This is a genomic window from Enterococcus florum, assembly GCF_004309355.1.
GTDB lineage: Bacteria > Bacillota > Bacilli > Lactobacillales > Enterococcaceae > Enterococcus_A > Enterococcus_A florum.
Genome location: NZ_BJCC01000002.1, coordinates 20,568 through 36,273, shown reverse-complemented (window position 1 = coordinate 36,273; position 15,706 = coordinate 20,568). Strand labels below are relative to the sequence as shown.

The window sequence follows — 15,706 nt, the reverse complement described above, 5'->3', positions numbered from 1 at the left end:
GTTGTTTGTTCCAATAATACAATTAGATTTGTGCCCAAACACTTTCTAAAATATTGGTTTGAGTACGATCTGGACCAACTGAGAAGGTCGAAATACGAACACCCACCAATTCAGACACCCGACGAACATAATTTCGAGCATTCTCTGGCAATTCCGCCAAATCACGACACTCAGTGATATCTTCACTCCATCCAGGTAGTTCTTCATACACAGGCTTGCAGCGATTCAACTCTTTTAAACTAGCTGGATAATGATAGATCAATTCGCCGTCCAATTCATAAGCGGTACAAATTTTTACTGTTTCTAAACCGCTCAATACGTCGATTGAATTTAAAGAAAGATTGGTAATCCCAGAGACACGTTTTGAATGACGCATCACAACGGAATCAAACCAGCCCACACGTCTTGGACGTCCTGTCGTAGTTCCATATTCGCGACCAACCTCACGAATCTGATCTCCTACTTCATCAAACAGCTCCGTAGGGAATGGTCCGTCTCCCACGCGAGAGGTATAAGCTTTACAAACACCTACGACTTTGTCGATCTTAGAAGGACCCACACCGCTTCCGATCGTTACCCCTCCAGCTACTGGATTGGAAGAGGTAACAAACGGATACGTTCCTTGATCGATATCCAGCATAACCCCTTGTGCACCTTCAAAAAGTACCCGTCTTCCTTCATCTAACGCATCATTCAAAATGACAGAGGTATCTGTTACGTATTGTTTGATCTGTTGTCCGTATTCGTAATACTCTTCAAAAATATCATCAAAACTCATGGCTTCATCATCAAACATTTTAACAAACTGACGATTTTTTTCTTCCAAATTTATTTCTAAGCGTTCAGCGAAAATTTCTTTATCCAGCAGATCCGCAATTCGGATCCCCACTCGTGCCGCTTTGTCCATATACGCAGGACCGATCCCTTTGATCGTTGTTCCGATTTTATTCTCGCCCTTAGCATCTTCTTGCAGCTGATCCAACTTGATATGATAAGGCAAAATGACATGTGCACGATCTGAGATACGCAAATTTTCAGTTGTAACACCCCGTTCGTGTAAATAGGCCAGCTCTTTTACCAAGGATTTAGGGTTCACGACCACACCATTCCCGATCACACTGATTTTATCTTTGTAAAAGATCCCAGAAGGAATCAAGTGCAATTTGTATGTTTCATTGTCGAATTTGATTGTATGACCAGCATTGTCTCCGCCTTGATAACGAGCGATCACTTCAGCATTCTCACTTAAAAAATCGGTGATTTTCCCTTTACCTTCATCGCCCCATTGAGTACCTACTACTACTACAGATGACATCTGAACACCTCGTTCTATTTTATTTAATCCTGAATTATTGTACCAATAAAATCCTATTTTTTCAATAAAAATTCGAATATTAAACTTTTTAAACTTGGTTTTTTAAGCAAAATACGAACATTACGTAAAAAATCCACGTTTCGATCACCTCAAAAAAACACGCAACCTCGTCACGTGTTTAAAAGTCTTCTCTCGGTGAAAGAGAAGAAAATTTATTGTACTCTTTGATAAACAACAATTCGACAGTTCCTCTTGCCCCGCTCCGGTTTTTTTCGATAATGACTTCAATCACGTTTCGGTTAGACGTATTTTCTTCTTCCTCTCCTCCTTCACGTTCATAGTAATCATCACGATACAGAAAAGCTACAATGTCCGCATCTTGCTCGATTGAGCCGGATTCTCGGATATCACTTAACACAGGACGCTTGTCTTGTCGTTGTTCTACCCCTCGAGAAAGCTGTGACAAAGCAATGATCGGTACTTTTAATTCTTTGGCCAGCTTCTTAAGTTGCCGTGAGATCTCCGAAACTTCTTGTTGCCGATTTTCTCGTCCAGTGCCTTCGATCAATTGCAGGTAGTCAATTAGAATCAACCCAAGATTGTCTTTTTCTTTCGCTAACTTATGGCATTTTGCACGAATCTCAGAAACTTTGATCCCTGGTGTATCATCGATAAAGATATTCGCTCTGGAAAGACTTCCCATGGCAACGATCAGATTTTGCCATTCTTCTTCCGATAGTTGTCCCGTTCGTAAGTGGCTTGCTTCAATCGATCCTTCTGCGCAAAGCATCCGATTAACTAAAGATTCCGCTCCCATTTCCAAACTAAATATTGCTACAGAACGATCCGTTTTCGTACCAATATTTTGTGCAATGTTCAATGCAAAGGCTGTTTTACCAACGGCAGGTCGGGCGGCTAAAATGATCAATTCTTCGGGTTGCAGTCCAGCCGTCATCTTGTCTAATGCTGCATAGCCCGTTGGTATTCCTGTAATTTCTTCATTGTTGCGGGCCAGCTGATCAATATTTTCGATCGCTGTATTCAGTACTTCTGCAATCGTCAGGAAACCACTCTTATTTCGCCGCTGAGAGACTTCCATAATATCTCGCTCTGCAGTATCTAAAATGGTCTGAACATCGTCTCCTTGCTCAAATCCTTGCGTCACAATGTTGGTTGCCGCCTGAATCATGCTTCTTAAAAGAGATTTTTCCTCTACGATTTTGGCATAATAGCCCACATTTGCTGCCGTGGGCACACTTAAAGCCAATTCAGAAAGGTAGCTCAACCCGCCAGCATCCTCTAGCAGGTTCTCCTGCTCTAAAGCATCTTTTACTGTTACGACATCGATGGCTTCGTTTCGGTCGCTGAGTTTGATCATCGTTTGATAAATAACCTGATGACCACGTCGATAAAAATCCTCTGGTTGAATGTATTCCATCGCTGTAATCAAAGCATCTGTATTTAAAAAGATCGAGCCAATCGTTGCCTGTTCAGCCTCAATACTTTGTGGCGGTATTCGATCATGTAACATTTCATTCATCGCTTTTCTCCTAAATTTCTTCGTCCATCTATTTTACAAAATATACCGTAGAAATACAATAAAAGCTGAGATAGTCTCATCCCAGCTTTTTTCATTTATTCTTCACTTACATGAACCTTAATTGTGCCTGTTACCTTTGGATGCAATTTTACAGGTACTTTGGTATAGCCCAATGTACGAATTGGTTCTTCTAATTCAATCTTCCGCTTATCCAACTTCAAATTATATTGTCTTTTTAATCCTTCTGCAATTTGCTTCGATGGGATGGAGCCAAATAAACGTCCATCTTCTCCTGCCTTTGCCTTCAGTTCGACAACCGTCTCTTCTTTGTCTAAAAATTGTTTTAACTCTTCAGCTTCTGCCAAAACCTCAGCATCTTTTCTAGCCTGTGCTTTCTTTTGTCCTGTCAGTTCAGAGATGCTTCCTTTGGTGGCTTCCTTCGCCAAATTATTTTTTAAAAGATAATTTTGTGCATAGCCGGTAGGAACCTCTTTGACATCTCCCTTTTTTCCTTTGCCTTTTACATCCTCTAAGAAAATAACTTTCATTCTTCTTTTTCCCCTTCCGACAATTGATTGTTGATAGCAGTCAATAGTTTTTCTTTCGCACCTGTTATGGTCATATCGGACAACTGCGCTGCAGCATTCGTGAAATGACCGCCGCCGCCTAAGCTTTCCATGATTATTTGGACATTTATAGTCCCGGAACTGCGTGCACTGATCGCAATCACTCCATCCGTTCGTTTAACAATAACAAACGCTGCATTGATATCAACCATAGAGAGCAGCGTATCTGCGGTTTTAGCCGCTGTGACGTTATCATATTTTTTCGACTCGCTGCCTGTGGTGATTACAATATCCTCTCGAACATATTCACTTTCACCCACAAGTCTGCTGATCTCTAAATAAGATTGGATATCTGTACTTAATAAGTATTGTACTAAAGTCGCATCTGCTCCACAAGTCTTTAAATAGCTTGCCACATCAAAGGTCCGCGAAGTTGTTCTTACCGCAAAGTTCTTCGTATCAACTGTCATCCCAGCAAGCAAGAGTGTCGCTTCCATCTTAGTCATTCTGCGATCCTCTTTACTCTCAAATTGAATCAATTCAGACACTAATTCAGCAGAAGAAGATGCGGAGGACTCAATGTAAGTCAATAGTGATCGACTTGGAAACTCTTCTCCTCTACGATGGTGATCAATAATTACAACATTCTCAAATTGTTCATAGAACTCTTGTGAAATGGAAAGCGACGGACGATGATAATCGACCATCACTAATAAATCTCCTGGTTTGCGTTGTTTGATTGCTGCTTCTGGCGAAAGCAATAGTTTCTCCATATTTTCATCTTTATGGATTTCTTCCAAACAACGTTCCACATCCGGGATGGTTTCATTCTCGTTAATTATGACATATGAATTCTTACTGTGAAAACGGGCCAAACAGGTTACACCAAAAGAGGCTCCAATGGCGTCCATATCAGGGAAACGATGCCCCATGACATAAACATTTCCGGTCTCATTGAATACATTTTTTAAAGCAGTCGACATCGCTCTAGATCGCACGCGCGTTCTTTTTCCAGTACTGGCTGAGTTTCCACCAAAGAACGTCGGTTTTGAATTTTCATCGGCATCTTTAACAACTACTTGATCCCCACCTCGAACCAACGCTATATCTAAGTTGTTTTGAGCAGTATCACCGATCATCTCTAAGGACTGATTTCCGAAACCAATCCCCATACTGATTGTCACCAGCACCCCTTCTTCTTCTGCAGAAGACCTGATCTTTTCCAATAAATCAAATTGATTTTCTTGCATTTCTTCCAGGTCCTCGTATCTCGCCAAAAAGAAAAAACGCTCCGCATTGATTCGCTTGTAAAAAATTCCATAGGAGTCCATCCAGTCTGAAATCACAGCAGTAATAAAGGAATTGATATAGGAAATTTCCTTATCATCTTTTCGGTCCACCACATCATCGTAATTATCGACTGAAAGAAGACCGATCACCGCTTGTAGATTTTGCTCCTTCGTTTCTAATTCAACTTCTTTTGTAATATCAATCAAATAAACTAACTGCTTGTCCTTGTTTATTTGAAAGTGATAAAGAGTATCCTTGATTTTATAAATGCTTTTTTTCTTTTCATCTTGTTGAATCAACTCTTTTATAACATTTTGTTGTTCCTCAAGGGATAAATCATGCACTTCTTCCGTGATATAAGGGTTAGTCCAAACAAATTGATAATCTGTCCCCCAAGAGATCACACCCACGGGCATATCCTCTGAAACAAAATCCAACGCTTGTTCCGCTACTCTTGACGCACGCATGATCTTCTCGTGATTGCTTATTTGCAATCGTTTGTGTTGAGCAATGATTTGCCCCAACAAAAGCAGGTCAATGACTACAACTATAGAAGCCGTCACATAATTTAACGGCAAGAACAATATAGCTGACAATTGGATCAACAATAGAAGAAAAAAGAAAAAAAGAGAGAATATAAATCTTTTATTTTTTTTCATCATTTCCCTCCTGACAGGAACAATTTTATCACATTCATTGTCGGTAAGCGACTTTCTGATGTTTCACGTGAAACAAAAAGAGACTCCTATGAGAAGTCTCTTGACTGATTATTCTTCAGATACAAATGGTAGTAACCCCATAATACGAGCGCGCTTGATAGCAACGGTCAGTTTACGTTGGTTTTTTGCACTTGTTCCAGTTACGCGACGAGGTAAAATTTTACCACGCTCGCTGATGAAACGTTTTAGTAATTCAATATCTTTGTAATCGATATATTCGATATGGTTTGCTGCAATGTAGTCTACTTTGCGACGTTTGCGACCTCTTCTTTGTTGTGCCATTCCGTTTCCCTCCTATCAGTAATTGTTAGAATGGTAAATCATCATCTGAAATGTCGATCGATGATCCACTAAATGGATCAGAGTCTCGATCGAAGTCAGGCATTGTGTTGTTAGCTGACGGAGAAGATTGTTCAAAATTGTTATTGGTATTGCTTGAACCCTGAAACCCACCATTATTAGAGTAGTTTGGACTTTGTTGACGCTGTTCGCTTGCGGAACGCGACTCCAACAATTGGAAGTTTTCTGCAACAACTTCTGTCACATAAACTCTTTGTCCTTGTTGATTCTCATAATTGCGTGTTTGGATGCGCCCGGTCACTCCTAGAAGCGTACCTTTTCGAGCATAATTCGCCAATGTTTCAGCAGACTTGCGCCAAATAACACAATTAATAAAATCGGCCTCTCTATTCCCGCTTTGGTTTGTGAAATTACGATTCACTGCTAACGTAAATGTAGCCACACCTGTCCCATTTGCGGTATAACGTAAATCTGGGTCCTTAGTCAAACGACCAACTAATACAACGTTGTTAATCAAGTAAAGCCAGCTCCTTTCTCGTCAATTGTTTCACGTGAAACAATTACTCCTCAATCTTTACGATCATGTGACGAATGATATCGTCGTTGATTTTTGCTAGACGATCGAATTCGTTGATTGCACCGGCTGATGCTGGAGCAGTTACATTGACGATATGGTAGATACCTTCACGGAACCCGTTCATTTCATAAGCGAAACGGCGTTTTTCCCAATCTTTAGAATCGATAACTTCTGCACCGTTATCTTTTAAGATTGCATCGAAACGTTCTACTAAAGCAGTTTTTGCTTCTTCATCAATGTTCGGACGAATAATGTAAGTAACTTCATATTTCGTGTTTTGCATTGATATTCACCTCCCTATGGACTTTAAGGCTCTTAGTTTGCTAAGAGCAAGGAGAGTTATCTAAACATGTTTAGACTTCTCACAAATATTCATTATACATAATCGCTAGACAAAAATCAATTGTTTCTTATTTTTAATATACGTAAAAAGGACTGAGATGATTTTCTCAGTCCTGATTTTTATTCTGTTTTGTCGTTTTCCTCAGATTCTTCAACATCTTCTTTTTCGACCACAGCCATCGTGACTACTTTGGTATTTTCTTCCATCTTCATCAAGCGGACACCTAATGTTGCTCGTCCCGTTTGAGAAACACTGTCGACATTAAACCGTATAATAACACCTTTATCTGTAATTAAAAGGATGTCTTCATCACCATTCACAGTTGTCAAACCGGCTAATGGACCATTTTTAGCGGTAATATTTGCGGTTTTGATTCCTTTACCACCACGACCTTTTACAGGGTATTCAGTCGATCTTGTTCTCTTACCATATCCCTTTTCTGTAATTACCAGAACTTCTTGCTCTTCTTTCATTACAGCAGAGCCAATCACATAGTCTTCATCCCGCAAACGCACTCCTCGGACACCGCTAGCGGTACGTCCCATATCACGAACAGCTTGTTCTTCAAAGGTCACCGAGTATCCATTATGGGTTCCAAGGATAATCTTTTCATGACCATCCGTCATTAGAACATTCACCAATTCATCGTTTTCTTTCAATCCAATGGCAATCAATCCGTTGCTTCGAATGTTAGAAAAGGCGGTTACGGTAGTACGTTTGACAATTCCATTCTTCGTTACAAAGAATAAGAAATGTCCGTCCTCTGCCTGACCATTTACAGAAATGACTGCTTGAATAGTTTCATTGGAATCAATTCCCAACAAGTTAATGATGGGAATTCCTTTTGCAGTCCGTCCATATTCTGGAATTTCATACCCTTTCGCTCGATAAACTCGACCTGAATTAGTAAAGAAAAGCAAGTTGTCATGCGTAGAGCAAGAAATCAGAGTTTTAACGAAATCATCATCATGGATGCCCATTCCCTGTACTCCGCGACCACCTCTGCGTTGTGCACGGAATTCACTTGAAACGACACGTTTGATGTAGCCATTGTTTGTTAACGTGATGACGATATCCTCTTCTTCAATCAAATCTTCATCTTCAAGGCTCAATACTTCACCAACTAGCAGCTCTGTCCGACGATCATCGCCAAATTTTTGAGCCACTTCGCTAAGTTCTGTTTTAATGATTTCGATGACACGCTCTGGACGCGCTAAAATGTCTTCTAAGTCCTCAATCAAACGTAACAGCTCTTGGTATTCATTTTCGATTTTCTCGCGTTCTAAGCCCGTTAAACGGCGTAGACGCATATCCAAAATTGCTTGTGCTTGTCGATCAGATAATTCAAAACGTTCAATCAACGTATTTTTAGCAATTTCATCTGATTCAGAACCACGAATAGTCGCAATGATTTCATCGATATGATCCAGCGCAATTCTTAATCCCTCTAAAATGTGGGCACGTGCTTCCGCTTTACGTTTTTCAAATTTTGTTCGTCTAGTGATAACGATTTTTTGGTGTTCTACGTAGTTTTCTAAAATGCGTTTCAAACTTAAAATCCGTGGAACGCCTTTTTCAATCGCCAGCATGTTAAAGCTAAACGATGTCTGCAAAGCAGTTAATTTATATAAATTATTTAGGATAACAGATGCACTCACATCACGACGGACCTCGATGACTACTCGCATTCCTTCACGGGAGGTTTCATCTCTTAAATCAGTAATTCCTTCGATCCGCTTGTCTCGGTGCAATTCTGAGATACGCTCGATTAGTTTAGCTTTGTTAACCATGTACGGAAGCTCTGTTACAATGATCCGTTCTTTGCCATTTTTTTGTTCTTCGATCTCGATCTTCGCACGAACGGTAATAGAGCCTTTCCCAGTTTCGTAAGCCCTTCTGATTCCAGATTTCCCCATAACCAATCCACCAGTAGGAAAATCAGGTCCAGGCAGAACTTCCATTAACTCTTGGGTAGTAACGTCCGGGTTATCCATCAATAGTCCTACAGCATCAATGACTTCTCGTAAATTATGTGGTGGGATGTTGGTGGCCATTCCGACCGCGATCCCGGTGGCCCCATTGACTAATAGATTCGGAAAACGAGCAGGCAATACATCGGGCTCTTGTTCGCTGTCGTCATAGTTGCCGTGGTAATCTACTGTGTCTTTGTTGATGTCCCGCAACATCTCCATAGCTATTTTGCTAAGACGAGCCTCAGTATAACGCATCGCTGCTGCACCGTCACCATCAACCGAGCCAAAATTTCCGTGCCCATCGACTAGCATATTGCGGTAACTAAAGGGTTGTGCCATCCGAACCATCGATTCGTAAATCGCACTGTCGCCATGGGGATGATATTTCCCCATCACATCTCCTACGATACGAGCCGATTTTTTATGGGGCTTATCTGGTGTAACTCCTAATTCATTCATCCCATACAAAATTCTTCGGTGAACAGGTTTCAGTCCATCTCGAACATCCGGCAATGCCCGTGCCACGATAACACTCATGGCATAGTCAATAAAGGATTCTCGCATTTCACTGGTCAGATTGACATCATGAATATTTTCTCTTTGATCTTCCAAATCGATCCTCCTCACTAAATATCTAAGTTCTTCACGTAATGGGCATTTTCTTCAATAAAGGCGCGTCTAGGCTCCACACGATCCCCCATCAGCATTTCAAAGACCTGATCCGCCTCGATCGCATCATCGACACTGACACGCAGCATCAATCGATTTTCTGGGTCCATTGTAGTTTCCCATAATTGATGATCATCCATTTCTCCCAACCCTTTGTAGCGTTGGATATTCGGTTTAGGTGAAGCTGGCAGTTCATTCAATTTTTGCTGCAGCTCCTCTTCAGCATTTTTTCCTGGCTGGATATAGGTGATATTTTTTCCTTGTTTAATACCGTAGAGTGGTGGCTGAGCGATATAGACATACCCAGCTTCAACAATAGGCCGCATATAACGATAAAACAAAGTTAGCAGTAAAGTTCGAATGTGCGCTCCATCAACGTCGGCATCAGTCATAATGACCAATTTATGATAGCGTGCTTTTGATACATCAAAATCAGCACCAAATCCCGTACCCATTGCCGTAAACAATGACCGTATTTCTTCGTTCGCCAAGATTTTATCCATTGAAGCTTTTTCAACATTTAGGATTTTCCCGCGAATCGGCAAAATTGCCTGAAACTCACGGCTGCGTCCTTGTTTAGCTGATCCACCGGCAGAATCTCCTTCGACGATAAACAATTCACATTTTTCAGGATCATTGCTTGAACAGTCTGCCAATTTACCAGGCAGATTGCTGATTTCAAGAGCGCCCTTGCGACGAGTGACCTCACGTGCACGCTTCGCAGCCAAGCGAGCTTTTGCAGCCAAAATCCCTTTTTCGACGATCTTCCGTCCTACAGAAGGATTTTCCATCAAAAACTTGCTTAGATTTTCTGAAAACAAGCGATCCGTAACTGTCCGCACTTCAGAGTTGCCCAATTTGGTTTTTGTTTGCCCTTCAAACTGGGGATCTGGATGTTTGATCGAAATAACAGCAGTCAAGCCTTCTCTGACATCCTCTCCAGAGAGGTTTTCATCATTGTCTTTCATGATTTTTTGTTTACGGGCATAATCGTTGATTACACGAGTCAAGGCGGTTTTAAATCCGAACTCATGCGTCCCACCCTCATACGTATGAATGTTATTAGCAAAGCTTAGGATATTTGTATGGTAACCGTCCGTATACTGCATAGCTACCTCTACAGTAATATCCTGCTGTTCACCTTCTACATAGACAGGTTCATCAAATAGAACAGCCTTTGTCGCATTAAGATGTTCTACATAGCTTTTGATTCCACCGTCGTAGTGGTATTCACGAAGTACAGGTTCTTCCATTCGTAAATCTTCGATTGAGATTTTCATTCCACGATTCAAAAAAGCTAATTCCCTTACTCGGGTTGCCAATTTATCAAAGTTGAACTCTGTACTCTCAGTAAATATCTCCGGATCAGGAATAAAGTGAACCATGGTTCCATGTTTTTCAGTGTCTCCAATGATTTTTAAATCATCCACGACGGCTCCACGACGGTATTCTTGGAAATACACTTTGCCGTTTTTAAACACACGTACATCTAAACTCGTAGACAACGCATTTACAACTGAAGCCCCTACACCATGAAGTCCTCCAGAAACTTTGTATCCTCCACCGCCAAACTTTCCACCTGCATGCAAAATGGTATAAACGGTCTCTACCGCAGGACGCCCTGTCTTGGCTTGTATATCGACAGGAATTCCACGACCATCATCACTTACCGTGATACTATTGTCTTTTTCGATCACCACTTGAATAGTTGTAGCAAAACCAGCCAAAACTTCGTCGATGGAATTATCTACAATTTCCCAAACCAAATGATGCAATCCTTCAGTACTTGTCGAACCGATGTACATCCCAGGCCGTTTTCTAACTGCTTCCAAACCTTCTAGTACTTGAATTTGACTGGCATCATATTCTTGAGCCCGTTCTCTTAAACTCTTTTCTTCTGTCATTCAGCCTTTTTCCTTTCTATCTGTCCTTGATGGACGTAAAAGATGTCTGGGTCAACAGTCATCTTTCCCTTCACGTGATCTAATGTCGTTGTTGTCAAAAATGTTTGTACCTTGCCTTCGATGGCCTCCAACAGATGTATTTGACGATTGTCATCCAATTCGCTCATGACATCATCCAAAAGTAATACTGGATACTCGCCAGTTTCTTCTTTGATCAAGTCGATCTCCGCTAATTTGATGCTTAAAGCCGTCGTTCGCTGCTGTCCCTGCGATCCATAAGTTTGAACATTTTGGTCATTTACCAAAAAGCGTAGATCATCCCGGTGAGGTCCGACTATTGTGGTCCCCCGAAAAATCTCTCTTCTTCGGCTTTTTTGTAATTCTTGCATAAATACTTCTTGGATCAAGGAAAGATCTCTTTTCTCAAAAGAAAAACTAGATAAATAGTCGATCACCAATCGTTCTCTCTGATTGGTTATTCTAGTATGTAATGTATTTGACCAATATTCCAAACGGTCAATGAAATGAAGCCGGTCTAATACAACTTTACCTCCAAAATCAACAAGCTGTTCGGTCAATACATCTAAATAAATTTCGTCCGTTTGCTTTTTTTCTGACAATTGTTTCAAATAAGTATTGCGTTGTTTTAAGACCTTCTGATATTGAGTTAGATTGTAAAGATAAACCGGACTAATTTGTCCCAATTCCATATCGATGAACCGCCGCCTCATTTGTGGACTGCCCTTAACGATCGACAAATCTTCTGGCGCAAATAAGATTACATTCAGCTGACCGATATAACTGCTGAGTCGCTTCTGTTCAATATGATTGATCTTGGACTTGCGTCCCTTTTTGGTCAGCAATAGCTCTAATTCAAGCTCGCTAGTCCCTTTGCTGATTCGTCCTTTGATCTGCGCAAACTCCTCATCCCAACCAATCAACTCTTGCTCGCTGTTGGTTCGGTGACTTCTAGTCATTGCCAACACATAGATACTTTCCAGCAAATTCGTCTTTCCTTGCGCGTTCTCCCCTAAAAAAATAGTTAAATGATGAGGAAAATCAAGCCCCAGATTCTGGTAATTTCGGTAATTTCTCAGCTGGAGTTTATTCAGCTTCATGTTGCCCGTCCTCGTTTTTAGTCATAAAAAAAGTACCCGTACCCGGTATATCAATCATCATACCTGGATAGAGCTTACGTCCCCGGCGGTTTTCAGGCTCTCCGTCCACAAAGACAGTCTCTTCAGCCAGAAACCATTTTGCTTGACCACCGCTAGAAATCAAATTGACCTCTTTCAACAGCTGTCCAAGCGTCATATATTCTGTTTCTAAAAATATTTTTTGCTTCACATTCATCCCTCGTTTTCATCTTAGAAACACTACTATATTATACCCTTTTTTCAAGGAGAAAACAAATAACCTCGTTGTATTTTTCGTTTTAAGAAGGTTTATCCTTTTTCAAAGGTTTTAATCAAAAAAAGCTAAAAGGTCTTAAAATCGATTTTAAGACCTTTTAGCTTCATTTTTACTTTATCGAAAGTTACTTGAAAATTTTACATTAATTCGTCCGAACAGGAGTAATCAACTGAATGAAGGACTGCCCTCCCTCCGTCGGTTCTAAGGTAAATGGTCGGATAGGGGAAATAAAGCGGATGGTAATACTCATATCTCCAAAAGCACGCAAGGCATCTTTCATGTAGTCTGGATTAAAAGAAATTTCTAAAGGATCTCCACTGACCTTTTCATAAACAAGCGTTTCTTCTACTTTTCCGATTTCTGGTGAGTTTCCATACAAAACGACGGAATCTGACCCGATCGCCAAACGAACAATATTATTACGTCCCTCGTGAGACAGTAAAGATGCGCGTTCAATGGCTGCTAAAAAAGTGGGAACAGAAAACGCAATTTCTGTATTGAAACTTGTTGGGATCAATCGATTGGTATCAGGGTAATTTCCTTCCAAAAGACGAGAATAGAAATACATATTCGCCGTTTTAAATAAAACCTGATTCTCCATGATGCTGATTTCAACTTCTTCTTCATCATCGCTTAAAGAACGAGAAAGCTCTGACAAACTTTTCCCGGGAATGACGATATCAAAATCATTTGCGGCATTTTCTACAGGAATCACTCGCTGACTTAAACGGTGTGAATCGGTTGCTACTGCCAATAATTTATTTTGAGACAATGTAAAATGTACCCCGGTCAAAATAGGTCGACTCTCGTGTTGAGAAACAGAGAATACTGTTTCCCCGATTAATTTTGTCAACATGTGGACAGGTATTTTTAATTGATTTTGTTCTTCCACAACAGGTAAATGTGGATAATTATCCGCATCCAAACCATTGACCGTAAACTGAGCTGCTCCTGAGGTGATTAACACTTGATGGTTTTCCATGACTTCCAACGTGACAGTATCCTCAGGCAAGCGGCGAACGATTTCTCCAAAGAATCGTGCTTGAATAACAATCATTCCTGTGGATTCGATCATTAATTGAGCTTTTTCATCTTCAGTAGACAAAAACGTTTCAATAGAAATATCTGCATTGCTCCCTGTTAAATGCAGACCTTCCTCCGTTAATACGATTTTGACGCCTGTTAATATAGGAATAGTCGTTTTTGTAGAAATAGCTCGTTGTACGATTTGCAATTCTTGAATGAAGCGTGAGCGATTGATTGTGAAATTCATTTGAAAGCTCCTTTTTTATTTATAGTTAATTAATAGTAATAAGTAATAACAGTAATAGGTCTTGTGGAACCTGTGGAAAAATCAAAAGAACGGTGAAGGAAATAGTTTTTCACTTGTGGAAAAGGTGTTGATAACTTTTTTATAAATCGCCTTTTTTTCCACAAGTTAGTTTAGGAGAAAATTCCTGATTTCTGAAACCTCTTGCTGCATACTGCTGTCGTTTTTGATCAATTGATCAATTTTTTCGTGTGCGTGAATCACTGTTGTATGGTCTTTGCCACCGAATTCTGCACCGATTTTAGGCAATGAGCTGTCCGTCATTTCCCGAGAAAGATACATGGCGATCTGTCGAGGGACTACAATGGATTTTACTCGTTTTTTCCCTTTTAGATCCTTGACATGAATGTGGTAGTACTTGGCTACTTCTTCTTGAATTTGAGCAATGCTTAATTGAGTCATCGTTGTCCCCTTCAAACTCTTTAGAGCATCCGCAGCAATGCTGGTAGTGATATCTGCATTATTCATTGTAGCAAAAGCTTGCACTCGAACTAAGGCCCCTTCTAATTCACGAATATTTGAATCAATTTGACCAGCAATATAACTCAAGGTGTCGTCAGGAATTTCTAAATTTTCTGCCTGCGCTTTTTTTCTTAGGATCGCCGTTCGTGTTTCTAAATCTGGTGGTGTAATGTCAACGGAGAGACCCCAAGCAAAACGTGAAACTAGTCGTTCTTGCAGTTTAGGGATTTCATTAGGCAATCGATCACTTGTTAAGACAATTTGCTTGTTGTCGTTATAAAGGTTTTCAAAGGTATGGAAAAATTCTTCTTGTGTGGCCTCTTTTTCTGCAAAAAACTGAATATCGTCGACCAGCAGCAAATCAACTTTTCGATATTCTTGGCGAAATTCTTCAGATCGTTTGTTTTTAATCGCGTTGATAAAATCGTTCGCGAAAGTCTCACTGGATACGTATTTAACTTTAGCATCGGGATTTATGGTTAGCATTTGATGGCCGATCGCATGCATCAAATGTGTTTTCCCTAAACCAACTCCTCCGTAGAAAAACAGCGGATTGTAAATCGATCCCGGTTCTTCTGCTACTACTAATGCTGCTGCGTGAGCCATTTGATTTCCTTTTCCAATAACAAATGTATCAAAGGTGTACTTGGGATTAAGCATCGCCTTTCTCGTAATGGTTCCTGTCGGCAAGGAATTTTTTTCGATCACAGGTGCTGGTGCAGAAACCGTTTCTTCTGGTGTCACAAAAAAAGGCGAGATCTCTTCACCTGTAATTTTAAAGCCAATCTCTACGATTTTTGCTGCTAGTTTTTTTTCCCAATATTTCTTGTGTAGATCACTAGTTACTTCGATGGTCAGTTGATTATTGTTGAATGCTAAGGGCTTAGCAGTATCAACCCAGGCATCATAACTGGCAGGAGCCAATTCGTGCCGATAGCTTTCTTTCAGCTCATCCCAGATATCGTCTAATGAGGTCAAAAAAGTCGCCTCCTATTTATTATAAAGTCAGGTGTAACTACTTTATCATTTTTTCGAAAAGTTTTCCACAAGCAATGGTCGTTCGTTTTTCTTTTTTTACTTTTCCACACAAATAAGACATGTGGAAAAAAGATATTCAAGCTGTTAAAAAAAAGATATCCACAGAGAGAGGAAAATAAGAGAATCCTTTTTCTTTCCACGGGTGTTTCCACAAATTATTTTCCAAAAAATGCTTGTTCAACAAGGATTTTCAATAGTTTTCCACAAAAGTTATCCACTGGGTGGATAACTTTTCCATATCTTTTCATTTTGTGGAAAGGTCTGCTG

Annotated in this window: 13 protein-coding genes; all 13 read right to left on the bottom strand. The window is 40.3% G+C overall.

The features are described 5' to 3' along the window. Positions 1-22: 22 nt before the first annotated feature. Entirely contained in the window at positions 23-1,315 is a 1,293-nt protein-coding gene (locus NRIC_RS01450; RefSeq protein ID WP_146620920.1) for an adenylosuccinate synthase, read from the bottom strand. Positions 1,316-1,493: 178 nt separating this feature from the next. Then, positions 1,494-2,855: a replicative DNA helicase gene (gene dnaB / locus NRIC_RS01445; RefSeq protein WP_146620919.1), complete on the bottom strand. Its 1,362-nt coding sequence runs from the start codon at positions 2,853-2,855 to the stop codon at positions 1,494-1,496. 95 nt (positions 2,856-2,950) lie between these two features. Further along, on the bottom strand, positions 2,951-3,403 hold the full coding sequence (gene rplI, locus NRIC_RS01440) for a 50S ribosomal protein L9 (RefSeq protein ID WP_146620918.1): 453 nt from the start codon (positions 3,401-3,403) through the stop codon (positions 2,951-2,953). Continuing rightward, positions 3,400-5,373, bottom strand: a complete 1,974-nt coding sequence (locus tag NRIC_RS01435) for a GGDEF domain-containing protein (protein WP_373862067.1) — start codon at positions 5,371-5,373, stop codon at positions 3,400-3,402. The genes rplI and NRIC_RS01435 overlap by 4 nt, the downstream gene beginning before the upstream one ends. A 105-nt stretch (positions 5,374-5,478) precedes the next feature. After that, on the bottom strand, positions 5,479-5,712 hold the full coding sequence (rpsR, locus tag NRIC_RS01430; RefSeq protein WP_146620916.1) for a 30S ribosomal protein S18: 234 nt from the start codon (positions 5,710-5,712) through the stop codon (positions 5,479-5,481). 25 nt (positions 5,713-5,737) lie between these two features. Beyond that, positions 5,738-6,247 carry a single-stranded DNA-binding protein gene (ssb, locus tag NRIC_RS01425; protein ID WP_146620915.1) on the bottom strand — a complete coding sequence of 170 codons (510 nt, stop codon included), beginning with the start codon at positions 6,245-6,247 and terminating at the stop codon, positions 5,738-5,740. Positions 6,248-6,290: 43 nt separating this feature from the next. Beyond that, positions 6,291-6,590, bottom strand: a complete 300-nt coding sequence (gene rpsF, locus NRIC_RS01420) for a 30S ribosomal protein S6 (RefSeq protein ID WP_146620914.1) — start codon at positions 6,588-6,590, stop codon at positions 6,291-6,293. 179 nt (positions 6,591-6,769) lie between these two features. Next, positions 6,770-9,235: a DNA gyrase subunit A gene (gyrA, locus tag NRIC_RS01415; protein WP_146620913.1), complete on the bottom strand. Its 2,466-nt coding sequence runs from the start codon at positions 9,233-9,235 to the stop codon at positions 6,770-6,772. A 14-nt stretch (positions 9,236-9,249) separates the two neighbouring features. Then, the gene (gene gyrB, locus NRIC_RS01410; RefSeq protein WP_146620912.1) at positions 9,250-11,196 is read right to left on the bottom strand and encodes a DNA topoisomerase (ATP-hydrolyzing) subunit B; all 1,947 of its coding nucleotides are present in this window, start codon (positions 11,194-11,196) and stop codon (positions 9,250-9,252) included. Further along, on the bottom strand, positions 11,193-12,314 hold the full coding sequence (recF, locus tag NRIC_RS01405; RefSeq protein ID WP_146620911.1) for a DNA replication/repair protein RecF: 1,122 nt from the start codon (positions 12,312-12,314) through the stop codon (positions 11,193-11,195). The genes gyrB and recF overlap by 4 nt, the downstream gene beginning before the upstream one ends. Then, complete coding sequence (yaaA, locus tag NRIC_RS01400; protein ID WP_146620910.1) at positions 12,301-12,543, bottom strand: S4 domain-containing protein YaaA; 243 nt, start codon at positions 12,541-12,543, stop codon at positions 12,301-12,303. Before yaaA ends, recF begins: the two co-directional genes overlap by 14 nt. A gap of 208 nt (positions 12,544-12,751) precedes the next feature. Continuing rightward, positions 12,752-13,882, bottom strand: coding sequence for a DNA polymerase III subunit beta (gene dnaN, locus NRIC_RS01395; RefSeq protein WP_146620909.1), 1,131 nt, complete (start codon positions 13,880-13,882; stop codon positions 12,752-12,754). A gap of 165 nt (positions 13,883-14,047) precedes the next feature. Continuing rightward, complete coding sequence (dnaA, locus tag NRIC_RS01390; protein ID WP_146620908.1) at positions 14,048-15,379, bottom strand: chromosomal replication initiator protein DnaA; 1,332 nt, start codon at positions 15,377-15,379, stop codon at positions 14,048-14,050. Between the last annotated feature and the right edge of the window lie 327 nt (positions 15,380-15,706).

Excerpts from the sequence above, each read along its gene's own strand:
- rpsR (WP_146620916.1), bottom strand. The coding sequence starts at position 5,712 with ATGGCACAACAAAGAAGAGGTCGCAAACGTCGCAAAGTAGACTACATT.
- NRIC_RS01435 (WP_373862067.1), bottom strand. The coding sequence starts at position 5,373 with ATGATGAAAAAAAATAAAAGATTTATATTCTCTCTTTTTTTCTTTTTT.
- recF (WP_146620911.1), bottom strand. The coding sequence starts at position 12,314 with ATGAAGCTGAATAAACTCCAGCTGAGAAATTACCGAAATTACCAGAAT.
- rplI (WP_146620918.1), bottom strand. The coding sequence starts at position 3,403 with ATGAAAGTTATTTTCTTAGAGGATGTAAAAGGCAAAGGAAAAAAGGGA.
- rpsF (WP_146620914.1), bottom strand. The coding sequence starts at position 6,590 with ATGCAAAACACGAAATATGAAGTTACTTACATTATTCGTCCGAACATT.
- dnaN (WP_146620909.1), bottom strand. The coding sequence starts at position 13,882 with ATGAATTTCACAATCAATCGCTCACGCTTCATTCAAGAATTGCAAATC.
- dnaB (WP_146620919.1), bottom strand. The coding sequence starts at position 2,855 with ATGAATGAAATGTTACATGATCGAATACCGCCACAAAGTATTGAGGCT.
- NRIC_RS01450 (WP_146620920.1), bottom strand. The coding sequence starts at position 1,315 with ATGTCATCTGTAGTAGTAGTAGGTACTCAATGGGGCGATGAAGGTAAA.
- gyrB (WP_146620912.1), bottom strand. The coding sequence starts at position 11,196 with ATGACAGAAGAAAAGAGTTTAAGAGAACGGGCTCAAGAATATGATGCC.